The following is a 26,308-nucleotide window of genomic DNA, read 5'->3' as shown; positions in this document are numbered from 1 at the left end:
ATTATTATGGAAATTAAACTCTTAAAAGTTTTCATTGAGGTAGTACGGCAAGGGAGTTTTTCTAAAGCAGCAGAGGTTTTATTTACTACCCAGTCCACAGTAAGCAAAGCAATAAAACAACTTGAAGATGAAGTAGGGACTCCTTTAATTGAGCGATTTAAGCGGCATAATATACCTACCACGGCCGGTGAAATAGTTTACCGAAGAGGCCTCAAACTGATTGCTGAACGAGATGACCTCCTCAAAGAGCTTGACGAGATCCGAGGCTTGAAGCAAGGCCGTTTGCGCCTAGGTATTTCGCCGGTAGGAAGCAGCATCTTATTTGCCCCTCTCTTTGCCCGCTATAATCAGCGCTATCCTGGTATCGAGGTGGAACTTATTGAACATGGAAGTGACAAGCTTGCAGAATGTTTGCGCGCAGGTGAGATAGACTTTGCCGGGACTTTATTACCTATCTCTGAAGAATTTGAATTTCAATTGATCCGTTCCGAACCTTTAGTCGGACTCTTGATAGCTAGCCATCCATTAGCAACGCACAGTTCAGTTTCTTTACCAGAGCTTAAGGATATACCCTTCATCCTATTTGGCAGTGGTTTTGCCTTACATCGAATTATACTTGATGCATGTCATCGAGCTGGTTTCGAGCCCAAGATTGTTGCCCAAAGCAGCCAGATTGATTTTATGTTAGAACTTGTTTCAGCGGGACTTGGTGTTACTTTTTTGCCACGAATGATTGCCACTGAAAGAAATAATACTCAAATTCACACGCTTTTACTTAACGAAAGTGAACTTCAATGGAATATGGCTATGACTTGGCGTAGAAATTCGTTCCTTTCAGAAGCAGCAAAAGCATGGTTGTCTTTAGTACGTGAAGTACATGTAAGTAACGCTTAAATCATTCAATTTACCCTCTAGCCTTCATAACGTGATTAAAATAATTAACCAATTCAAATAATAAAATGACCGCAACGCCATATTGCCCGTAATGGGTAATTTCTTTAATAAAACAATTTGTATACACGTGATGCCCTATGAGAGAAAGATTAAACGTATAATACATTCCAAAAGTAAAAACACGTGCCCATTGAGAAACATCGTATACCAGTATCCCTTGAGTGAACCCAGCGATTCTAAGCCGATAAAGCCCTTTTATCACACTTATCCCTTCGACAAGAAGAAGAAAGACGGTTGCTAAAAACCATGTACCAATAATAATTTCTTCAGGCATTATCTCAGTGGTGGCCGCGGCTAATCCTGAAATGGACAATGCGCCATGAATGATGCTATTTGTGCTATTCCATCCTAAAACAATGCGCTTCCATTGAATTTGAAGGAGATATCTTCCAATGATAAAAAGCCCCGTGAGGTAAAATAGATAACCTAAGACGATAAGCATTTGATAGGCAAAAAACCCAATTGAAGTTGCGAACAAAAAATAAGTTAACAAAGCAATTGATTGCGTACTCACTGTGGCCAATAAAATAATTCCAATATGGACTGTGGATTGTCGAACTACGATAAGCCATAGATTGGAAACAGCAAGAATGAGGTAAATTAACCAAATAATAAACGCCAAAAAAGCACACATCCAAGCTACGAAGTGGTAACAAGAAAAATCTCGGAAAATTAACATAGCCAGTATTGACGAGCCGGCAACCCATGTTCCTATCCCAAATTGGCTTACTTTACATTTGATAGTAACGTTGAAAGACCCCTGCAGGTATTGATTGATATAGCTACTCGCTAAATATAGCCAAATAATTAATAATTCCAGGGTAACTACCTGGCTAAACTTATGGGTGCAAAATGAAAGCTGTTGCAACGCATCGAATGAAAAAATACCTATGGCCATAACGATACTGCCATCAGAGGTGGAAGTGTGCGGCTCTTTTTTGTAAAAGTGGCGGATTAATCTTGATAAGAAAAGTAATATCAAAAAATAAAAAACAGTACTAAGGCATTCGTGTTTCATTTCTTATTTTTTTCACGTCCCTGTACGGCTCGCATCAGTATTCCTGATGCGAGGAATTGGCTCTAATTTAGTCTTTGTCTTCCTCAGAGAGAGCTCCGGTCGTTGCATCAATTTTTATCTTAAACTTCTTACCTTGAGCGTTTAACCCCTTCACTTCCCATTGACCGTCTTCGTATTTAATTTTCCGAATATCGGTATATCCTGCCTTTTCAGCTGCAGACAGCGCTTGCTGAATAGTCACTTTAGGTGGAGTGGTTACATCCGCAAAAGCGACTGAGGCGCTTAAGACCAAGGATGTGAGGACAATCGTTTTCATTCTCATTTTGGTTCCCTCCAAAAATTTCTTCCAATATTAAACAATTATGTATACATCACACTGTATATTATTGCACAAATTAATAAACATATCTGTTGGACAATCTCACGGCTATCCCATTAAAAATGTGGCGCCTTTCCGGGCGCAGCGAGGAATCTCCTGCAAAGTAACACGATCTCATTAAAATGCCGCCATTAAAATCATATCGAGACTCGAGCCTGTCCAGCCTGCTTTTTACTGAAGATGCCTTATGCTCATGTCTTTAAATTTCTTTTTTGGTATTTTGAAGTAATATACCGAATCATCGCAATATTTTCGGGAGCATGATCTTTTGCATCGAAATAGCATAAAAGTCCAGGCGTATCTTCCTCTGATATCATTAATCCCCTTGTAAAAAACAACGAGTTTAAAAATTAAAAGTTAATGGTAGTCAATGCACTAATTTTTCGGAGATTCCTCGCTATGCTCGAAAAGACGGCACAATTTAATGGAGTATCATCCGTAAGACTATCAAAAAAAAGAAACTCCTTCTTTCTGTTGAGGCTGCTAAAAAGTGGTTGACCTTGCTTAATGGATGCCTCCAAAAAGGAGCTTATCCATTATTCATAACATTGCAATTACCAATCCCCATCAGTCGTTAATGACAGCGTTTTCCAGTCTTTAAGTTCTGCTTCTTTTTGCGCAACCGTGTTTTCAAGCCACTCAACTGCATCGGAGCCTGCTACAAAAGACACGGGAGGATTTTTAACATCCACCAACTTGCGAATAACATCTGCAAGTTTTTTAGGGTCGCCTAATTGTTGATGTGAGCGGTTGTTAATGAATGCTTGATAGTCATTCATCACCTGATCATAGTCATTAATCGAGCGATTTAGGTGTTTAACAGATCGTTGATCAAGAAAATCAGTCCTAAAAAATCCGGGGGAAACGGCGGTTACATATATCCCAAAAGGGGCTAATTCCTCGGCAATAGATTGGGAAAATCCTTCAACAGCAAATTTACTGGAATTATAAAGCGCACCTCCAAAATTTCCTCGAAGTCCAGCAATTGACGAAATATTCAAAATATGTCCTCGGCGTTGCTCACGCATGAGGGGTATAATTGATCTCGTTACATCCATGAGGCCAAACACATTAGTATTGAATTCAGCGCGAACTTCTTCGGGGGTAGACTCTTCAAAAACGCCCAGATGACCGTAGCCTGCATTATTAACAAGCACATCAATATGGCCAAATTTTTTAATGGCAGCGTCTACAGCAACATCTATTTGCGCTGCAATGGTGACATCAAGTGTTAGTGAAAGTAAGTTAGGTAAATTCCCAAATTGGGATATTAGTTTACTTGCCTCACGCGCGGTTGCGACAACATTATCACCCGCCTCAAGTGATTTTTTTACTATTTCTGCCCCGATACCACGAGATGCACCTGTTATAAACCATGTCTTTTTCATCATTTTTTAATCCTTGCTAAACTTTTGCCAATTAATATTGGGAATATAAAGGAAAAACTACAGTATAGGCTTTAACCACTCGCGAATGTGGTGGTTCGTCTTCTGGATGACGTTTATGAGCTGATGGTAAAGCTCATCTAATAATTCCTCATGCCCCGCTTTGCGATATCGCTCCACATATTGACACGCGTATTTTAACCTAGTAGTCCCGCAATAAAGAGCAGCACTTTTAAAATGATGTGCCAATTTTTCAATTGATTCCCAATTCTGTGCTTTATAGGCTTCCTCTAAGCGAGTTATCGTTTTAGGTATTTCTTCTGAAATCATAGAGTTAAGCAAATCCCTTAAAATAATCTCTTCGCCAAGGTTAGAAATACCTTCTTGCACATCCAGTAAAGGATAACCATCGAGCTTAAACAACTCTTCCTTCGTATCGGGTAAATCCAATCCTAAAAATTGTTTTTCAGCCTCTGTTGAAGAAGATAGCCCCTCTTTTTGAGGTAGGAATTGAGCAAGCACAGATTGGAGGACAGTTAACTTAATTGGTTTGGAAATAACTTGATTCATACCTGCTTTTAGCGATTCATTTTCTGCTTCGGTTAATCCGTGCGCAGTTAAACCAATAATTGGGATTGGCTTTTTATCTTCACATTCTTCCCATTTGCGTATTTGGCGTGTTAATTCATTACCAGATATACCAGGTAAACCAATATCGGTAATAATTAAATCAAATTTTTTCGATTTAGCTAATTGAAGGGCATCCTCGCCATTATTCGTTGAAACATAATGGCAACCACTTTTCTCTGCAGTTACCTCAATCATTCTTAAAGCAATTTCGTTATCTTCGATTAACAAGAGCGTTGCCAAAGGACTCGAATTAATAGAAGTTGAAATTTTTTTGTCGTGGGGATTTGAAATTCGGCGAGACGATGATTGCTTAATTTTTTGAGATAGTCTGGTGGAAGGAACAGCCTTTTCCTCCTGGCCGATGGTTAAAGGTAGGGTAAAAAAAAACGTTGTGCCCTGCCCCTCAACACTTTCTAATTGGATTTGGCCGCCTAATAAAGCGACATATTTCTCTGCAATATGAAGCCCAATCCCATGACCATGATGATCACCTTTATAGGACGGACTAATCCGATAAAATTGCTCAAAGACTTTCGATTGCAAAGACTTTGGAATACCGGGACCTGTATCTCTGACACTGAATCTTAAGATAACAGTTCGTCCAGATTGGCTAATTTGCTTTATCGCAAGCTCAATGTATCCTTTTTGCGTGAATTTTATCGCATTGCCAACCAAATTAAGCAAAATGCGGTTTAGTTTAAAGCGATCGCAAATAATATATTGTGGAACGCTGTCGTCAATATCGACTTTGAATTCAAGGTGTTTTGCATGGATGGTCGGTCTTTCTAACCGGACAATATCTTCTATGCTTTGGCGAAGATCAATGCTCTCAGCCACAATATCACCTTCAGACAGATGAGCAGCAGAAACGACATCAAGGACCCCATTGAGCAATTTTAGTAATTGCTCCCCGCTTTGATTGACCCACAATGCGTATTGTTTCTCTTCTGGATCGTCTGTGTTTTCTTCTAAAAAGTGTGACATTCCGATGATGCCAGAGAGCGGTGTGCGAATGTCATGGCTCATATTCGCTATAAATTCAGTTTTAGCTTGGTTAGCAGATTCGGCAATTTCCTTAGCAAGTTTTAAATCATCAAGTAATTTTTTTTGTTCGGTGATGTCAATCGAGGTGCCAACAATACCAATAATATTTCCTTCATCATCACGTAACGGGGCTTTAATTGCAGTAAAATACTTTAATTCGCCTGTTGAAATATCGCGTATGGCTTCTTCTTGAGAAAGAATTTTCCCAGTTCTCATCACTTCTTCATTGTGCTGTTTAATATGGGCTGCCATATCGGCAGGATATAATTCAAAAAGCGTTTTACCCACGTAGGCCTCAGGCAACATTGCTCCTGTCGCATTAAATACTGCCTCATTTCCTCCTAGAAGCACACTATTCACATCTTCCCAATATATGGGGGCTGGAAGAATAGGGGCAACTATCTTAAGGAGTTCAAGAATTTTCGCCTTGCTTTGCACGATGCATTTCCTTTTTCAAATAGTTGATTACTATCTCATGTGTAAGTTTAGGCCAATCGAACCCCAATTTTTTCAATATCGCTTGGGTTTTATCTTGTAGTATTCGAAATGACGTTGAATAATCATGGTGCTCATTTAACCAACGTCGATGAAGTAAAAAAAGCTCGATGGTCTGGTGATAATCCGGATTATCTAACTGCTTGATAATCTTTGTAATAAATTGATCGATAGCCACTTGCTCAACATTAAAGGTATCCTCTTGTGAAAGAATCTCACTTAAATTACAGGGAGTCGGGTTAAAAACGTGAAAGGTAGTATTATTAAATCCGGTGCAATTAAACAGTTTTACTATGGCCTGTGCCGTTGAATCAACTGGCGAAACTTCCTCAATACCAATTTCAGGCGCAATCATCTTTAAATTAATTAAACATCGAAGGCGAGTAAAAAAACCATTCTCATTACTGTTTTCTTGTGCTTTCTGGTTAGACGCTATAAAGGCTAAATTGCCTACACGATATATATTGCCAATAACCCCGTGTTTTCTGTACTTAATAACAATTTTTTCCCCTTCATACTTCGTTTTGACATAAATATTCGTGCGATCTTCTAAATTGTTACCTTCATCATCTTCGGTAAAAATATAATAGTCACAATTGGGAATATAGCCTTCGTTTAGCACTGAAGTTGTCGAAATATAATGAAAATGCTTTAAGTGAGTTAACTTACAAAGCTCTAAAAGATGACTTGTCGCTTGCACATTCGCCAAATAAAATGTGTCGTATTCGCCGTAATGCTTGGTGAGTGCTGCTGAATGGATAATACTATCAATTTGGGTCACTAGTGTTTGATAGGTTTCCTTTGAAATCCCTAAATCTTTTTTCTCAATATCGCCTGCGTAAACAAACAGGCGTTTATTATGGAAATGGAGTAAATTACTGTCAAAATAATACTCAAACTTCTTGTTGACCCGCTCAAAGGCCTCATGATCCGAATTAGCTCGGACTAACAAAAAAACACTGTAATCAGTTGTGGTTAAAAAGGTATGAAGTAAATTACACCCCAAAAAGCCCGTAGCACCAGTAAGCAGCACATGGCTTACGGAATTTTTAAGAGAAGTAATTTCTAAATGCTGAATGCTTTCAAAATAGTGATCTAGTTTTTTCTGAAATGGTGCTTCATTTAATACGCAGTGCGCTTTTTCCAGGTAATCAGTGCGAATTTTTTCCAAATGATGTTTCAAATTATCTTTAATAAAGGGGATGTTCTTAGCAATTTTTTTGGGCGTTTTTAGGTTAAAAATGTCCATTACATTAATATTAAAATTGACTTGTAGGGTAGCTACAAGACTAATAGCACTTATAGAGTTCCCCCCTATTTTAAAAAAATCATCATCAATTCCCACTTTGCTCAAACTCAGGACCTTGGCAAAAGCGCCACAAACTAAAGTTTCTTTATCGTTAGTTGGTGCAATATAATTCTGGGTTAGGGTTAACTCTGGCATAGGGAGCGCATTTCTATCTAACTTGCCATTAGGTGTCACCGGTAATTGGGTTAAATGCACCATTGCACTCGGATGCATATAATCCGGTAAGTAGAGGGTAAGATGGGCATCAAGGTTGTGCTGGTCTATTCTTTCAGGGGAAACATAATAAGCAACTAAAATGTTGTGAGTAACTGACGCATCGTCCGTATCGGCAAAATTTTTTACAAGCACCACAGCTTGTCTGATATCAGGATAACTGAGGAGCGCATTTTCAATTTCGCCTAGTTCAATCCGATACCCTCTTATTTTTACTTGAAAATCATTACGTCCTAAGTATTCTAAATTACCGTCTGGATGCCAGCGGACCAAATCACCAGTCTTATAGAGGCGGCTATTGACCCCTCGGATTTTTTCATCCTCAGTCTGAAATGGATTTGCAATAAAGCGTTCTGCGGTTAACTCGCGTTTATTTAAGTAGCCTTTTGCAAGTCCCTGCCCACCAATATAGAGCTCACCTACAATGCCAATTGGAAGCGGTTGTCTTTCTTGGTTGAGTACATAGGCTGTCGTATTGGCGATAGGTTTACCAATTAAATTCACCTCATCAACTTCTATCTGTTTGCCTGTTGCATAAATAGATGCTTCAGTAGGTCCATAGTAATTATATAGCTTGACCTTATTTGACCAATAATGTGCTGTTTCCCTATCACAGGGCTCGCCTGCATAAATGATTGCTTGTAAAGAAGGGTATTTAATACGGGGTAAATTGGCCAGTAAAACAGGCGGTAGATAAACGTAGTTGATTTCATGCTCATTAATATATTTACTTGTTGCTAATATATCCCTTCTTAATGTATTACTCAAAAGATGCAATTCGTCCCCACGCAAAAGCGGTACAAAAAATTCTGAAACGGAGACATCAAAAGCATAACTAGTGAAAGCGGTAATTTTTAACGGCTTATCAGCATTGTCATCCTTCTTATAAACCCAATTCAAAGCATAGAGAGTATTGATCACACTTTTATGTTCAATCATTACTCCTTTAGGTTGGCCAGTTGTTCCGCTCGTGTATATGACGTAAGCAAGATTGGCACTTGTGTCAGCAGTAATGACATTAGTTACATCAAGCTCACTTAATTTTTTTTGAATTCCGTAACTGTCGATTGCAATAATATCAACCCGGATAGTCCCTGCTTTATATTCATAATCACGGTAATTAATGAGGGGAGCTAATTTATCGCGGTGAATTTCATTCGTGAGCACCATTTTAACTTTTGTATCGTCAAGAATATATTCGATTCGTTCGAAGGGGTAACTTAAATCAAGCGGTACATAAGCACCACCCGTTTTTAAAACTGCCAAGATAGCCATCAACATGTGTTCATTTCTTTCCAGCAGTAGCGCAATGATGTCGTCTGGTTTGACCTGATGTTGGATGGCCAGGTAATGGGCAAGCTGATTGGCTTTTTGATTAAGCTCTTCGTAAGTAAACTTAATCCCTTCAAAAACAAGTGCGATCCTATCAGGTGTTCTTTCCACTTGCGCTTCGAAAAGATCGATAAGTGTCTCTCCTTGAGGAAAGCCTTGTAATGTCTGATTAAATTCGGACAGAATTAATTTTTTTTCCCGTTCAAAAGTTAAATCAATAGTTGATAATGCTACCGTTGGATTATCCAATAATTTATTGCAGTAATTAAAAAAACGTGGAAGAAGGGAAGATGAAACATAATCCGGAAACAAATCTGACAAAACATCCATACTAAATAAGAACAAATCTCCTTCTTCTTTATACTTTACGCTTAAATTTGCATTCGCAATTTGCGGGTAGCTTTTGCCTGGGAAGGATTGGTTATCAATGATAATATTCGCAGGTTTTGCGAAATTCGAACTTGCAAAACTCGAAGTAGGAGCAAAGTGTAGTCTATTGCGCAGCTCAATCCTTGAAAGCAATCTATAAAAAGGAAGTTTATCTCTTTGTTGCTTGATTAAAGTTAGATAGGATTCTTCTGGCGCAAGGCGCAATGGCAAAACATTTAAGTTGATAAAACAACCTGGTATTGATTTATCATTGCGAATATTCACTGGATAATTGATCAGGATGCTTTTTTGGTTGCCTAACTTACAAATAAACACCCCCCAAGCTAACAACAATAAATTAAAAATACTGAGGGTATACTCCTTGCTTGCACTTATTAGCTTTTGACGCAAATCTTGGGGCATCGCGCGGGTAAAATAGCAAAGCTCCGAATTATTATGAGTTATTTGATATTCCATATTATCAGCAATATCATAAACTTCCTGAAGATAAGCATCTAACTCAGGATTATTGATATCCTGTTGCAAAGCCGTCTCATTTTTTACCTTTGCTATGTAATCGTCTGCACTTTCACTTGCTACGCTTTTGCCTTCGATTAATTGATTTAAATCATTTATGAATCCATCAAGGCTAAGTCCATCCATAAGGATGTGATGAATATTAAAAAATGCCAGATAACTGCTTCTGTCGGTTATCTTTATTATACTGAGTCGAATTGCTGAGTGTTTTGCGAAATCATGCGGTTCGTTTACAAGTGTTCTTTCAAGATTATCAAGCTCGGCTGCGCTCGAGGTAATATAATGAATGTTTGCGGGTAATTCATTGTGGATACGAGCAACTAACGTATCATGCTCAAGGGTAAATGTTTGCCGTAGGTGCGCCTTCAACTTAATTAACTTTTGCAGCATCTCCACTAACAAAGTAACTTGGCTTTCACTAGTTAAGTAATAAGAAAAACATAAATTGTATCTGTTTTGCGAATTATTAGTCCGACCCTGCTCAGCAAGATAAAAAGGTAACAAGCTATTGGGTGCATGGTATTTTCTCATAATGCGCCCACCCCTCGTAAAGAGCAGCTAAAATAATTCGTTTTTTTTCCAAAAGCAGATGCAAAATTATTCTTACATGTTGAGCTTAAATTTTGCCAATATAAAGAAGACATTCTGGACAGATAGATAGGCATAATTTTCTTATTGTTGACATACTAAATTTAATTATCGAGGTGCTCTAATTATAGTTTAATTGTCAACCCGAGTAAAAAATTTTCCCTTTGGACGATCTTTGGGCTTTACGCCGAAGCTAAATCTCTCAGTTTAATCTTAGGGTTATAGTGCCTAAACTGGTCGGTTGTGAGATAACGAATCGTCTGATTTTTGCACCCACAGGACATGCGAGAGATGAAAAATAAAAATTACATTAGGTAACGTCCCTAAAATTTTTTGTAGACTACAAAAAACTCTAAGGAGTTATCTAATTAAGCTCTGGAAAAATGGATAAAAAATAGTCCTTCCCACCCACTAAGAAAATCATTGCTTTAAAAAACAAACTACTGATTTAATCCGTAGGGCAACCTACCCAAGCTTAGAATTGCATTTTTAGCTTCGATCATTAACGATTTTCTAGCCAATAAGAAATTTCCTGTAGACTTTCCTCAATCACCCACAAAATTTGCTGATAAAGCTTCTCTAGTAAATCGCGCTGCCCCGTTTTCCAATAGCGCTCAAGGTATTGGCAAGCCACTTTCACTCTAACATTTCCCACATAAACAGCCCCACCCTTAATTTTATGGGCAAGTTGCTGGGCTTTATCCCAATCGCCAATTTCGTGCGCCTTCTTCATTTCAGACAAATCTTTTGGCAGCGATTCATCCATCATAAAAACCAACATTTCGGCCAATGCATCCTCGCTCCCAGTTGTTCTAACACCTTCATCAATGTCTAAGAGTGGAAAGGGGGAAAGATTGAATAAATCCTCTGCTTGCTCCGGCAAATCAGAATGGTAGTCTGAAGACTCTTGTTGGACTCTATTGTGATGTCTACCCGGAATGAAGGCATCCACGATGTCAGTGCAACTCTTTGCAGTCAATGGCTTAGTGAGAACCGCATTCATTCCAGCATCGATACAGCGTTTTTTATTTTCCTCCCCTGCATGGGCTGTCAGTGCAATAATGGGTGTATGGGATTTTTTTGCCAGTTCTTGAACACGAATGAGATGGGTTACTTGATATCCGTCTAAATCAGGTAAACCAATATCCATAAAAATCAAATCGTAAGACTTTGCTTTCCACATTTCGATTGCTTTATTCCCACTTTCGGCAACATCGGCTTGGCAATCCAATTGGGCTAAAATGGATTTTGCTACAGTCTGAGCAATGGCATTATCCTCGACAATCAAAACACGATGTTTTTTTGTCGATTCGTTTTGAATAGGCTTTATTTCTTGGGCATAGGTAGTTTCATAGGGCTTATCGATGGCGTTTTCCATTTCGCTATCAACGCCGAATTCATCGTCAAGGAGGGATTCTTGAAGCGGCAAAATACAGGTAAATCGGGTACCCTTTCCAGGCTCGCTTTCGACATAAATTTCACCACTTAATTCGTCTATAAATTGCTTAATCACAGAAAGACCAAGGCCTGCGCCTTTATAGATACCCTGATAAGAAGGGGTTAATCGCTTAAATTGTAAAAATATTTCTTGTTGTTTGTCTTTAGGGATGCCAATTCCTGAGTCTTCCACAATGAGCCGGACAATGATTTCGCGGTGGTTGCGTTTTGCAAGTGATGCAAACAACTTAATAAACCCGCTGTCGGTAAAATTTAGTGCGTTGGCAACTAACTCCAAAACAATGCGATGAATACGTATCTTATCTCCAATTAAATACCGAGGAATATGAGGATCATAATCGAAAGTCATTTTAAGCCTTTTCTGGGCAGCTTTGGCGCGATTAAGTTCGATAATTTGCTGCAATGTTTTCTGTAGATTAAATTTTTTCTTTAATTTAGGAATTTCCCCGGAACTAACCCTAATAGCCTCCAGCACTTCGTCCAGTAAATTAAGTAAAGCATGACTCGAGGCAACTAAATTTTCGGCGTATTCTTTGACTTGCAGACTATTAGATTCCATTTTAATAATATCCGCAAAACCAACAATCCCAGAGAGCGGGGTGCGAATATCATGACGCATGTTTTCTAAAAACTCGGTTTTTGCTTTATTGGCTGCTTCCGCTAATTCTTTGGCTTTACGCAACTCTTCTTCCATTTTTTTGCGTTCGGTTATATCTATGGAAAATCCAAGGAGTCCTATTATTACATTGTTATGATCTCTAATAGGTTGTTTTTGCGAAAGGAAGAATTTTTTTTCTCCTTGTGGAGTAACTACTGGCTCCTCCAGAATAGCGGGTATGCCATCTTGCATTATTCGATTATCAATCTCATCAATTAACTTAGCCGAATCTGGATCTTTAAGTACCTGGAAAATAGTTTTACCAATAAAATCCTTTCCAGCCTTTCCAAAAAGTTTAATTTGATTCGTATTCGCTCCTAAGTAGACACCTTGCTTGTTTTTCCAAAAAACGTAAGAAAAAGGCATGCTATTGAAAAGCAGTTCAATAATGTCTGATTTATTCTTCAACTTTAAACGAGAGTTCATCATTAATGATATTAAAATAGTCCTTGAATATATTAAATTTTTTAACTAGTTCGATAAGTATAGCTGTTTTTTTTAAAACTTGCAGATAGTAAACACCAAGTATTGTTTTTGCTCCGCATGTTTAGAAATTAGAAAAACACCGTGAACATTAAATAATTAACCTGTAATTATTTCAAGTTACAAATATTTAGTTTGTTCGAACTGGAAATTATGAGGCCAAATGAAAATGTGATATATTAGTCAATTCGAGGAAATTCACTCTTTGAGGGAATAAATGCAGGTCTATATTTTTATATATAATGTAATAGGAATAAAATCTAATTTTTTAAATCTAAAACAAAATAATTCTAAATTTATTCTAATTGGCAGTGATTATTCCTTAAAAAATTTATCTGATGAGAACCGAAGTTGCTTCGACGAAATTCACATGATTACTAGAAATTTTCATCAGATTAGCTTTAAAGAAGTAGAACCCATTTTGTTAAAATATATTCGTTTGTATGGCAGAAAAAATATTAACCTATTAACAAATGAAGAAAGTACTCAACTCGTTTGTGCTCAACTACGTGAAAAATATTGTATTCCTGGTAATAAAACAGAGCAGCTTCTGCCTTTTGTTAACAAAATAGTGTCAAAGAATAAGCTTCAAGGAAAAATAAGAACCCCTAATTTTATTCAATTTAATAAATCCGAATATAAAAACAATCCCCCAAAATACTTGCAGCATTTAATAAATAAAATTGGATTTCCAATGTTTATCAAACCTATCGATTTAGTGAGTAGCATTGGAACGCATTACATAACAGATCTTAATACTTTAAAATCAGCTGTCGAACAAATTTTAGTTGTGCCATATGAATTTGAGGTAGATGAATACATCGAAGGCGATTTGTATCATTGTGATATGCTCGTCCATAACAATGAAATTAGATTTTTTATGGCAGGTAAATATGCTTATCCTCTGGCAAGGTTTTCCAAAGGAAGTCCTATGGGCAGCATACCTGTCAAGGATGAAAAACTACTTACTAGCCTAGAAGAATTTAGTCGTAACATTTTAATTAATCTTGGCTTCTTCTCCTCTGCTTTCCACATAGAAATATTTCGAAAAGAAGATTCAGGAGAATTAATTTTTCTTGAAGCAGCGGCCAGAACGCCAGGAGCATTAGTACCTAATATGTACGAAATTATTTTTAATGTTCATCTCGAGGAATTACATTATAAGGTACAAATTGAGCCTTCTTACGATTTAAAAATCAACAAATCAGGGAATTATGCTGGTTGGCTAACTTTCCCTAAAATAAAAGGGAAATTAATTGAAGTAAAAAGCCCTAGTATTCCTATAAATAATAAAATAATTAATTTTGTTCAATCTGGTGAAGAACTTGAGCAAGCACAAAGCCTTCTCGACAGCTCTTGCAGTATAGTTTTTTGGGACGAATGTTTTCAAAAATTAGAAGAAACCTTTGAGTCTCTTAAAAATCATCAACCATTGATACTACATACAACATAAGAAGTGTAGGTTTTGAGGCTAGAACAATGGAAAACCGCAAACTTGAAGAGTTTTCCTAAAGGTTAAGTTTATTTATATGCAATGCTCTCTTTTTCAAGAAGGTGCTCTTTTAATGACTCAATATTCTCCATATCTGAAGTGATGTAATATTTACTTCCGTCCTTTAAAATTAAGTCTAATCCTGGAATATGTTTAGCAAATCCCGTTAAAAATTTGTCTATAACTGAAAACCTCGAAACTTCAACCGACTTGATATCTGAAGCCATGAAATTAATTTTTTTCCTAAAAATATTGGTTAGGATAAAACAATCTTCTTTTTTTTCAATTCGCTCAACATATTCACCCCCTTTTAGAATCATAAACGCATTGCAAAGACCATAAAAGATTAAAAAAACCGATACTATTCCCGAAATAATCCCATCTCTTGTGCTCATATTAAAAACAAAATCATTGATACCCCAATAGGCCATCATAAAAAGAATAGGTGAAATAACAACATAAACCGGTCTTGGAAGTGCAGGCTTTTTACTTAAATGAGTATCTTTCCAAATCATAATTACCATCCCGTAACTTTACCAATATTACTGCCCATACCACTAAAAAATCCATTAAACATGGAATCAATCATAGTTTTTGTAACCCTCACACTTATAGGTTTACTGATTGCATTCGAAACCCCTGCCCCCAACAATACAAAACCAAAAGAGAATAGGCTGTAATGGTTATTTGCTGGATCTCGTAGATGAGCAGCATATTGGCCAATGAGATTTGATAATCCAGAAGCTATATAAGGATTGCCTAAAACTGTTTTAAAACGGTTTATTTCTCCTCCCATCGAAATAACCGCCCCCGCTAAAGCCCCAACCCCAACATCATATTTATTTCCCCCAGAAGCAAAAGCCCCGTAAGCTCCTGAAAGTCCACCTAGCATCCCGCTCCCTATAACGCTACTAAACTCTACCCCTCTTCTTGCTCTCCAGGAGGTAAGACTTGCCATTACTGAGGTTTGGTTGAAGTTATAATAGCTTTTTTCGCCATATTTCCCAACTTTAAATGCGAGCCTTTTTGCTCCACCGACAATTGTCGCTGCTGAGAAAGTATCGTCTATGAGGGTGATATTTTGCTCCGTAAGATTGGTTTTTTGTAGGGCGGTTAGCGTTTGAGATTGGGCTAGTTCTCCTGTTGCTGTCATTTTTAGGCCGGTTGCGATTTTATCTGCAGCGTGGATGCCAAGGAGGTAGCTGAGTGGGGTTGATAGGCCTGCCGAGCTGCCTTCCAGTGCTGCCGCACCTGCCATTTCTATTACCCCCTCTCCTACTTGTTCAACGCCTGTTAGCCTATTCCCTATTTTTCCTTTTTCCCAAATGGTAGAACTTAGTTCCCGCATCCAGTTTATTGATGAATCTTTTACAAATGTCGATAAACCAACTGATAAATCACTCTCCGTACTTACTCCTGCTGATTTTTCCCCCCAAACCCCGAACAATTTAGGTCCGTATGTCAGCAGGGTATCACCATAATCATTCCATAATTCATTCGCTTTCTCACTAATGGATTCATACACTTGGCGACTTGCTGTTTCATCTTGATTAGATTGCCCATAAGTGCCTGCCGGAATGGTCGACATTTCTTCCGGTGGCACTTGAGGGAAGGGACAGTATTCCCCTTCTTCTATTTCCTGGAACAATTGAGACGGTTGACTGGGTTTTGTTTGGGCAATTTGTGATCGAATCAACCCGGTGCCAATTGCTGAACCCAGATTATCACTTAGCACTTGAGTTGCATTAAAACCGCCGCCACTTATTGCACTTTGTAACCCGTCGGTGGCTAATGCATTTAACTCAGAATGGATAACACTTCCTGCACCTTCACCGAGATTCCTGTTTAATGATTTGCTAAACTTCTCCCCTTGCTTACTCCCTGCAATTCCTCCAAACACTCCTTTTGCCCCTAATTCTGACCAACTAAAATGTTGATGGTTTTGCAGTGCCAAGCTAACGCCCTGGCTTACTGCATCTTCTCCCATCATCTCCGCTGCTGAGGAGACACTAAACCCTGAGGGGGAGAGCTTGTCGAATTTCCCAAGGAGGCTTGTGAAAGCTTCGCTTGAATTTAAACCATTCAGAATTCCTGCAGATGCTGCAGTAGAAAGGCCTGTTACTAAAGACCCCTTTAAATTGAGCCCTTTTTGTAAACCTAGGATATTGGCTAATCCCTGGCCTGCGAGGTTGCCTGTGACTCCAGCCGCAAACCCTGTTGCCAGAGAGCCTGCCATCCCCATTGCCTGGCCGGCTAATGCCTTCATACCTAAATGTAAAAGACCTTTTAACCCTTCGCTTAAGGTTGCACCTATCGCACCTGCTAGTGTTGCAAAAGCAGCGGCAGCCAATACCGTAGCAATGACAGTTACAGCGGCAACTGCTATTTTCTTAAACAATGAATGTGATTTTCTATGCGGGATTAACGGTGCAGGAGTAGATAGGGGAGACATCGGAACAGTCGGGGAAGTGTCACCAATTAAATCGCTACTGCTGATGACACGATGGGTTGCATTGTTTAAATGTTGTCTTGTCGCAACTGGCGGAATGACCAACCTCTGGCCATTGTGGAGTCCCCCTAACTTATCTGTAAGACCATTAGCGTCTGCGATAAGATACCAAAAACTGCTATCACCATAAATTTGGAGTGCGATACTCTCTAAATTATCTCCTGCCTGTACCGTATAGGCTCCTATATTGTCTTGAGGCGTATTTACTGGAATTTCGTTGCTCTGAGTACCTAACGCTTCCCTTTGCAAAAACTCAGCAGTACTATTCATGAAGGCAGGAGCAAAATCCCCGAAATAAGCCGCAAACGAACCAGCCCGTTGGCTGCCTGTTGGACTAAAGCCGCCATAGACATTCAAGTGCTGGGTTCCATCACTATCTAATCGTAAATCGCCAATCGTTTTGCCAGCCACGGTTAAATAATTCGTTTGCCCACTGCCTTCTTTTCTACCACGGATCCCTTCAAGCGTACTGATTTTGTAATCAATACTACTGGGTATGCCGCCACTACCTGTTATCGGGATATCGACCGCGTTAGAAAGTTGGCCATTTACATCATAATGACGTACGCTTAAACCCTGAGTGAGCTGACCATTATTAATAGACAAAGAGGCTATGTCCATCGATTGCAAATAGCTACCCCAATGTTCAAAGGTATAGTGATGATAGCGCTGATACCACACTCCGTTTTGGTAAAATTGGTTCGCTATATCCACTAAATTACCGACCGCATCGTAATAATATTGATTCTTATCGGTTTCTTGCCAAGTGCCTGCGACAAGAGTACTTGTGGTTTGATATTGAAGGAGATCCCTGTCATAAATCATTCGAGTGATGCTTGCAGCATGAGCAAACACATCATATAAGCGCTCTTCGTCAACTCGGCCTATCGCATCATACTGTATCGTCTTTAATAAGCCGCCATTCTTACTAATCGACTCCAATTGATTTAAATTATTATACTTGTAATTGTATTGTTGTAATGCCCCGTTCTCAAATTTCCATGCACTTTTAATATTCCCAGCATCATCATAATCCAGGTAAGAGCTTTGCGAGTCGCTGACGATGATTCCACCATTGACGAAGCCGCCCTTATTAATCAACATACGGTTATTCGCATCATATGTGTAATAATCATCCCGCCTCACTTTTTGGTAGCCCGTATAATTTGCCTCCACGGAAGTATGGCGAATGTTACCAGCTGCATCATAGTGATAATCAATATTTAAAAGTGCATGCTCCTTCTCTGGGAACCGATTATCAGTGTCATTAGGACGGTGGCGCCTGACTGCAATTAACCGCCCGTTAGTGTCATAAGCATACCCATCTGTTTCACGTATCCAACCATCTGGCTTTTCGAGAGGGCGTGATGCTGTTTTTGAGATTATGTTGCCATCCGCGTCATAGGAGTAAAAGACAGACTCTTCGCAGGCGTTATCGGAATAGGATAAAAGCTCACCGTTCCCTCGATAGCGGTAGCTGATGCTTTTACCGGTTGTCGAAGTTTCTTCCAATAAAAGTCCATTTTTATTGTATTCGTAGGCGGTAATATGTCCACCTAAATCGGTATGGGATCGCAAACGGCCATTTGTGTCATAGCTCCAGGATTGACTAAGGCTATTCGCCTCTTGTTCGAAAGTCTTATGACCCGCATCATCATATTTTGCATAAGTCATGCGGCCACTGGTGTCTTTTTTAGCAATTTGGTGATTTAGATTGTCGTACCAAAATAACAAAGACTGCCCAAGCGCATTCGATTGGACGATTAATTCACCTGTCTCATCATAAACATAAGTTTGCTTGCCTTTTGCAGAATTTACACTTACTAAACGGTTCGCTTTATCGTAAGCATACGTCGTTAAACCGCCTAACTCATTTTGAAGTGAGACTAGTTGCCCCAAAAGATTGTAGTCTTTAAATCGCATCTTCCCTTTCGCATCAATTTCAGCCCGTATTCGCCCTTCGGCATCTAAAATTTTCCCTACGATATGTCCATTTGCATCAGTCATTGCAATGGCACGACCTAATGCATCATAAGCATAATAAAGAGTGGGTTTAAGTGAATGTGCAACCATCTTTTCATCAAAAGCAACCGTTTCTGGAAGCTCTTGCTTAATCACTTGGTCAAATGCATTGTATTCATACCGTGTTTCAAACCCCCGTGCACTGATATGCGATAAGATATTACCCCACCGGTCAACTTGCTGTGACTGCTGTACGATTTCTAAACGGTCCTTTTGTCCAATTTGTTCTGCGTGAACAGTAAATTCCTTACGCTGGCTTAAAGTACGACCAAGCCCATCATAGATATTATTTTGGCGTTGCAAATTAAAACGCCACTGGTCTTCAGTAAATTGCTCGGTTTCGTTGAATCGGTCGCTGGATAAATCCACACCATGGTTATCATATTCTTCAGAATAGGCATTGGTAGAAGTCACTACTTGGGTAACATGGTCAATTAAATCGTATACATAAATCTGATAAAAACCTTGGGTGTTTGAGCGCCGAACCCGACCTAGATGGTCATATTCGATATGAATAGTTAAATTGCCGTTTATTCCTTTGGCAACCGTTTCACCAAAAGCATTATAAACAGCATCTTCCGTCATGGGCTGGCCATCATTTTTGTAGGTTGCAGTTTGTACTAAATGTCCTTCTTTATCATAGGCGTAGCGTTTATCAATCAACCTATGCGAACCATCAACCTGCGACACGACTTGCCAACTTCTTACCCTTTGACCGTTCGCATCATAGCTATATTGAATGGCGTGATTTAAACCATCAATTTCTGTAAGCAGCCTCCCTTGGCTGTCATAGATAGCATGCGTAGTAACATCTTCAGCTGAAACACCGTTCAATACATAATGTTCTTTGTCGGCATAGGCAGCACCATGAGCAAAACGAGTGACCTCAACGAGCTGCCCTAAAGCATCGTAGCTATAACTTGTTGCAGCTCGGCCTTTTGATGTCGCGGGTCCTACTTTAGCGATTAATTGATTTAGAGCATTGTAATAACAATAAGCGGTATAACCTAAAGCATCAGTGATGGATGTCAAATTTCCCAATGCATCATAAGTATAATTAGTTGTTACATCGGCGATGATCGTTTCATAACGATTGCTTCCATTAATGAGCCGCTGACAACTTACTTTTTTTAATGTCTTGCTGGTTAATTGCCCTAATACATCATAGGTAAAAACCACATGACGATCGTTCACACTCAACTCAGGAATAATAACTTGGCTTTTATCCCAAGAATTTGCTCGATTTGCATACTGAATTTCGTCAGTCAGTTTGCCGGAAGTATTGTACGTGTAAGTGGTCAGATAGTGCTCTGCATCCAAGCAGGCTTGTTTTAAGCCATCCTTGTCGTAATAGTAGTTTGTTATTGCCCAATCGATTTCATTACGCTTAATGGCAACCTGAGTGATTTCACCAAACGCATTATAGCTAGTGCGTGTGGTCGGCCTAAGAGTATCATAATGATTCGTCGCGGCATTGTAAGTGCGGGTTGGACTTTGGGATTTTTCGATTAAACGGTTATCTAAATCATATTGATAAAACTCTTCGCGATCAGAGGCACTTGGAAGTGCAGCTTCGGCAAATGCATCACTGCTGCAATCCAGGTCTTTAGACCAGCTCAAGGCTTTGGCATAACGCGTCCTCGACACTACATTGCCAAAAGCATCATAAGTAAACCTTGTTAATGCACCTTTGGCATCCAAGCTATACAATAATTGTCCTTTACTATCGTAAGCATTATAACGCCAGTTGCCTGCCCTATCTTGACTAGCAACTATTTCACCAAAAGCATTATATTCTTGCACTTCGGTTAATGTTTGCGCTTGTTCTTGACGATCGGGGCTCGCTTTATTGCTGGCAATGTTCAATAGCACATCGGGATAGATCGTTTTTATTTTGCGGTTATTGTTATCATAAACATAACGGGTTACTTGGTTTTCCCCCCCCACATCTCGAATTGTTGAAATGACATTGCCGAAACTGTCATAGCTATTTCGCGTTAGGATGGAACGAGTTTTTGCTAACCATTGCCCGGCCTCTAGGCTCATGATTAACGTACTTGGTGAGTGTGTTTCAATGAGCTGATTCGCCTCGTCATAAACATATGTCCATTCGGCTGAATTAGCCTCATTTTTAGCTAGCAAGTTACTATTGTTATCATAGCGATAGCGCGTGGTTTGTTGTTTAGCATCTGTTTTAGCGACGAGACGGCTAACATCATCATACGTAAAGGACGTGATAATCGCTTGCTCATCAGCTTTTAAAATTTGTCGCAAATCGCTTTTAACTCCACTTGATATAACAAACCGTTCATGATGGACGATTTCGTTAATGACATTGCCTAAAGCATCGTAACGCCTCTCCAAAACACGGCCTTCAGCGCTAACCCGATATACTTCCCTCCCTGCTGCATCGTAGACGAAACGCGTTAATCGATCCTGACCACTTGTTAAGATCTGATTTTGCCAATCATCCCTTAAGGTGGAATGCTCAAGAGGTACTGCATACTGTAAATTGGCAATGATATTACCTGCTCCATCATAAAAATAAGCTCTAGCAATACCGTTAGCGCTTAATTCATGACTTAAGCGGCCGGCAGTGTCATAAGCATAAAGAGTGTATTGATCTGTGGAAGAGGACTTAATGTTTGCGCGTATAACTTCCGACGAAACAACTTTTCCTTCAAGAGCTAGGCATTGCGCAAATCGGGCTTTGGCTATTAATTGCCCAGAAGAATTATAACTAAATTGAGTAAGATAATTTTTCTCGTCAAGTTGATAAATCAGTTGGTTTAGGCCATTGTAGGCAAAATACTGATGGCGATCTCTTTCTTTCTTACTCTTAGGCAAAACTAAATTTCCGGCTTTAAGCATATCCAATGACTGGGGGTTGGCAAATCGAGTCATGTGCACCAAATTACCATTACCATCATAGGCATAGGTAGTCGCGTAACCTAAAGCATCGAAATAGACAGTAACGCGCCCTGCAAAATCATAAAGTCGGAATTGATATTGGTCATTTTCTGAAGGTTTTAGTACTAAACGAAGATTCGCTTCTGTGTATTTATCCAATGCAGGGATGCGGTTTGCATAGGCAATCGTTTTTTCTTCGTGGCCATTTGCATCATAGATATGTTCAGTCACTGTACCGCGGGCATCGATTTGAAAACGGCACTGATTCTTCCCATCATAAAGAAAATGACGCGTGTTATTGTTCGCATCAGTTTCACTGATAAGATTATCATTCTCGTCGTACTCATAGCGCGTAGTCAACTTTAAACTTTCTGGATCAAGAATGGTTGCCTTACGCCTTTCCAATGCATCCCACTCGTAGGCTGTAACTTTATTTTTACCTTGCGGATTAAATTCAATTTGCCTAAGAAGCAATCCGCGATCATCGTAAAAAAAATCCGTTGTGAGGTTAAGTCCTTTAGGATCGATGCGGGTTTGAATCAGGTTGCCGCAATTATCGTAACTAAATTGTTTACATAAGCCGTTCGCTTCAATCACTTCCAACTGACGCCCAACACCATCATAGCGATACCGAGTTGTCAGTGCTAAGCCGTCTGGGGCGACCGTTTTACTTAAGACACGCCCCTCCGCGTCATAGCTGTAGCGGATCGCTTGTCCATTGCTGTCTTGCCAAACTAAATGACCTGCTTCGTCATAAAGGTAGTGCTTGCTAACCCCTTCAGGGGCACTCACGCTCAGTAATTGTCCCTTCGCGTCAAAGGCATAGTGTGTCACTTGGCCGTTAGCATCGGTAACTGTGATTTTGTCACCAAATGCATTGAATTGGGTAACTATTTTGGTTTTTTGTTCTGGGTGTTCGAGAGTAAGAGTATTATTTTGGTCATCATAAACAAAGAAATTAATCGCTCTATAAGCATTATTCGTTTCTGAGAGAATACGGCCAAATGCATCGTAAGCGAATTGCTTTTTATACCTTGCTTGATCTTCAACCATAACGCGTTCGCCGCGGCGGTTTAGGCTGTAACTCGTTACTCCTCCTCGACCGTCAATCGTCTTTTCAATACGCCCAAAAACATCATACTGAATTTCTGTTTTGCGGTTAAATCCCCCTAGATTATCCACTTGATAACGCAGCAATCCACGTCGATCATAATGGTACTGGGTCACTACTTCCTGAGAGGAATTGATACTTACATGCGTTTCTTCTAGTTCACCAAAAACATTATATTGGGTCGTTTGCTGAGCCCTACTACCTGTTAATTTTTTTACTAATTGCCCTAATGTGTTGTATTCATAATAAGTGATTTCATCCACTGCGGCATCTTGCAGAGCACTTACACGATCCACAAGATCGGCAGACGAGATCGCTGTTTCTTTCAGCAACTTGCTGTAACGGCGCGTCATGACCATTTGGTTAAACGAATTATATTGATATTCGGTCACCCGGCCCTCAGCATTCACCGCATAATTCAATAATCCAGTTTCATTATAATAATAATGGGTCGTTTGATTCAGTCCATTTGTAAGACTTATTAATCTCCCAGCTAAATCATAACGGTAATGAAGGCCATGCCGTTGCCAGATTCCTTCACATTCTTCTGGAGTGGGCGCAGCCGCTTTTAGTAATTCTTGAACCCCAATCTCATCTAAACGTTGGCTCACTCTACCCATAGCATCATAGCGGAAAATCTGCCCGCGAATTTCAGCTGTTTTGGTATCGGTAATTATTTTTTCAAGAATTAAGCCTTTTTCGTCATAGCGAAATTTTGTCAGTAAACCATTTTGCGAGCGCTCTTCAATTAATTGATCCAGATCATTGTAAAGATAACTCGTGACATGGTCAGACGATTTCTCTTTGAGTGCAAGAGCGCTAAGAAATGTCTTTTCATTGATGCTTGCTAATACTTCCTTACTTAATGCTGTGGAAAAGCCACGTTTTTGAATAAGCAATCCCCTTTCATTGTACTTATAGGTGATAGCAAATCCTAAAGGGTCAATATCAACAACTTTTAAACCAGCTGCGTTGTAAAGACTGAGATTATGAATATCCTTAAAGGTGCTTTTGGGTGCTTTCCACTCTGCATCAAGTGGGAAGCTTAAGCGATTCGCGTAGCGAATGGTTTCTATTAAATGCCCTGCTTTATCGTAACGAAAAGCAGTTGCTGCCCCTTCACCATTGACCTCAGCAAGTAAACGGCCTCCACTGTCATAAAAATAATGAATACTACGATCCTCTTTACTGCCTTGAAGTTTTATCTCGTCGAAAGATAAAATTTGCCCACTGTAACCATTTAAGCGCGTGGCGTAAGCCGTCTTAGTCACTACACGGCCTGTTGCATCATACTCAAGAGCAAGAATGCCCCCTTCGGCATCAATTTGGTAAGCAACTTGGTTATAGCGGTTATAGACTGTTTGGCTCGCGCGGTCTTTAGGACTTTTTTGGGGCTTTACGGTGAACCATAAAGGAATGTTTTTCTGCCAATCAATTGTGCTCACTGTTTCATTATAATGAACTGTTTGAATAAGGCGTCCGTTATTATCGTAGCAATATTCGGTTAAATACCCACCCGGATCGCATTTAGCTTGGAGCCGTCCTTCACCATCATAAAAGTAATAGGTGATGCTGCCATCCATACTGGTCTCGGATTGTAAGAGGCCTGCTTTATCATAGGAGTAATAAATTGTGCCGTAATCTTTTTGCCTACCATCCAAATATTGAGTGGTTAGCAAGAGTCCGGAGCTGTCATAAGTACGAATGGTTTGTAAACCATTTGCATCGGTTTCGATGGTTCGTTGATGAAGATCATCATACTCAAATCGCTGGCTATGGTTTTGATTATCAGTGCGCTGGATTAAGCGTCCTAGATCATCGTAGATGTAGCTCGTTGTGCTTAATTTTCCATTCACAGGAACCGTTTTTTCCACAAGCCTTCCTGTTGCATCATGCCGAAAATAAGTGATTACAGCCCCATCCTGTTGCCCTTCACCTTCAGCATTGATAGTCTGATAATGAGTTTCTTCATCTAAAAGTCCTCGCCAATCATAATGATAGGTCGTGAGTGTGATTGCTTGGGCTTTTTGCGTGCCGACCCAACTTAGCAGATCTTCTAATTTAAGATTTCGCTCATTGGTTAATTGCGCTATATCGTAATTTGTTTGAAAATAAACCCGACTGCTAATGCATTGCCCATCTCGATTATAACGGTATTCAGAGACGGTGCCATCACCCGCAATTTTAAAGCGTAAATGTCCCTTTTCATCATAGACAAAATGATTGGTCTTAGGAGTGGCCGGATGATGATTGCCATCAAAACAGGTATAGCTGGTTTCACTTAACAAGCGATGTTCATTATCATAGACTCGAGAAGTGATTTGCCCCGATGGTTCTTGTATGCTTACACAATCGCCAGCTTCATTATATTTCAGCAACCAATGTAAATCACCTTGATAAATGTCGGTTAAATAATTACCCTCATAAGCGTAACGAACATGGCTGCTTCCGGGACCGTCAATTCCGGTTAAACGGTTCTGATTATCATAAAAATAGACCCATTTTTCACCTTTATCATTAGTAGCCAGTGTCTTTCCGTCAGGATATTCATAGGTGGTTGTTCGATTCTCACCATCAACTATTTTTTTCACCCGACCTTTATCATCGTAATCAATCAACAAAGCAGTGCCATCTGATTGACGTATAGTCGAAATGCGATTTGAGTCGCCTACGTAATGATAACTTATCCAGTAACTTTTGCCCTCAGTTAAATCCCGACTCACTTTGCTTAAGCGATTTTGTTCATCATAGTCATACTGCAAATGATGCACAGTTATACCATCACTTGTTACCGTGAGTTCATGCAATAGGCCTTGATTAAAGGCCCACTTAATGAACTGGTTACTGCTGTTATCAACGATATAATTGAGTAACCCTTCACGGTAGAAAAATTGCAGTTGGTGACCATCGCGATCAGTAAGTTTTGTTAAATAGCCATCAAGGTTGTATTCGTAAGAGCAAGCACTGGCACCTTCTCGATAAATCCATTGATTCTCTTTGAAACTGAGGGTCGCAGTTCCGCCCTTCTTATCAACATAAAGACCTTTATTTATATTAAAAATAAAATGACTAATATGCCCATCCGCGTCAATGCGAGTGAGCTCAGAGCCTTCGCAATTAGCTGTTCCCTGTAAAGAAAGATGGCTCTGCGTGTTGAACTGCCAGTTTTTCCCTCCCTCACCGAGGGAGTTATAACTTTGGATGACTTCAAAGCCTAAACCTTGACTTGCTAAAAAACCGTCCAACTGACGCAATACCAAATTACCATTTGCAGCATTCATGTAAACAGACTCGCCGCCCTGGCCTAATTCTGCTTTACCTTTCGGTCCATAATTGCCCAATTGTCCAAGCGAAGAACCACTTATTCCTAAGCCATCATTAGTAAATACTTGTGTCATCCTGAGCTTCTCCT

General features: G+C 39.6%; 10 protein-coding genes. 2 read left to right on the top strand and 8 right to left on the bottom strand.

Annotated features, from left to right (window positions below):
• Positions 1 to 6: 6 nt before the first annotated feature.
• Entirely contained in the window at positions 7 to 894 is an 888-nt protein-coding gene (locus LMI_RS02375; RefSeq protein WP_045098372.1) for a LysR family transcriptional regulator, read from the top strand.
• A gap of 10 nt (positions 895 to 904) precedes the next feature.
• Here the strand turns inward: LMI_RS02375 and LMI_RS02370 are convergent, their stop codons facing one another.
• The 6 genes from LMI_RS02370 to LMI_RS02345 all read right to left on the bottom strand — a co-directional run bounded on the left by LMI_RS02370 (position 905) and on the right by LMI_RS02345 (position 12,798).
• Positions 905 to 1,852 carry a TDT family transporter gene (locus LMI_RS02370; protein WP_058393229.1) on the bottom strand — a complete coding sequence of 316 codons (948 nt, stop codon included), beginning with the start codon at positions 1,850 to 1,852 and terminating at the stop codon, positions 905 to 907.
• A 187-nt stretch (positions 1,853 to 2,039) separates the two neighbouring features.
• Positions 2,040 to 2,294, bottom strand: a complete 255-nt coding sequence (locus tag LMI_RS02365) for a PepSY domain-containing protein (RefSeq protein ID WP_045098370.1) — start codon at positions 2,292 to 2,294, stop codon at positions 2,040 to 2,042.
• Positions 2,295 to 2,905: 611 nt separating this feature from the next.
• Complete coding sequence (locus tag LMI_RS02360; RefSeq protein ID WP_197540469.1) at positions 2,906 to 3,742, bottom strand: oxidoreductase; 837 nt, start codon at positions 3,740 to 3,742, stop codon at positions 2,906 to 2,908.
• Positions 3,743 to 3,796: 54 nt separating this feature from the next.
• A complete protein-coding gene (locus tag LMI_RS02355; protein ID WP_052679417.1) occupies positions 3,797 to 5,848 on the bottom strand; it encodes a PAS domain-containing hybrid sensor histidine kinase/response regulator in 2,052 nt (683 codons plus the stop codon).
• Positions 5,823 to 10,196 carry a non-ribosomal peptide synthetase gene (locus LMI_RS02350; protein ID WP_045098369.1) on the bottom strand — a complete coding sequence of 1,458 codons (4,374 nt, stop codon included), beginning with the start codon at positions 10,194 to 10,196 and terminating at the stop codon, positions 5,823 to 5,825. Before LMI_RS02350 ends, LMI_RS02355 begins: the two co-directional genes overlap by 26 nt.
• Before the next feature lie 559 nt (positions 10,197 to 10,755).
• Positions 10,756 to 12,798 carry a response regulator gene (locus LMI_RS02345; RefSeq protein ID WP_045098368.1) on the bottom strand — a complete coding sequence of 681 codons (2,043 nt, stop codon included), beginning with the start codon at positions 12,796 to 12,798 and terminating at the stop codon, positions 10,756 to 10,758.
• A gap of 424 nt (positions 12,799 to 13,222) precedes the next feature.
• On the opposite strand from LMI_RS02345, the gene LMI_RS02340 reads away from it, so the two are divergent.
• Positions 13,223 to 14,305, top strand: a complete 1,083-nt coding sequence (locus LMI_RS02340; RefSeq protein ID WP_161939858.1) for an ATP-grasp domain-containing protein — start codon at positions 13,223 to 13,225, stop codon at positions 14,303 to 14,305.
• Positions 14,306 to 14,373: 68 nt separating this feature from the next.
• Here the strand turns inward: LMI_RS02340 and LMI_RS02335 are convergent, their stop codons facing one another.
• On the bottom strand, positions 14,374 to 14,859 hold the full coding sequence (locus LMI_RS02335; RefSeq protein WP_045098366.1) for a hypothetical protein: 486 nt from the start codon (positions 14,857 to 14,859) through the stop codon (positions 14,374 to 14,376).
• 2 nt (positions 14,860 to 14,861) lie between these two features.
• A complete protein-coding gene (locus tag LMI_RS02330; protein WP_045098365.1) occupies positions 14,862 to 26,294 on the bottom strand; it encodes a LysM peptidoglycan-binding domain-containing protein in 11,433 nt (3,810 codons plus the stop codon).
• Between the last annotated feature and the right edge of the window lie 14 nt (positions 26,295 to 26,308).

The organism is Legionella micdadei (assembly GCF_000953635.1).
In the GTDB taxonomy this organism is placed as follows: domain Bacteria; phylum Pseudomonadota; class Gammaproteobacteria; order Legionellales; family Legionellaceae; genus Tatlockia; species Tatlockia micdadei.
This window is presented reverse-complemented; position numbering and strand designations above follow the sequence as displayed.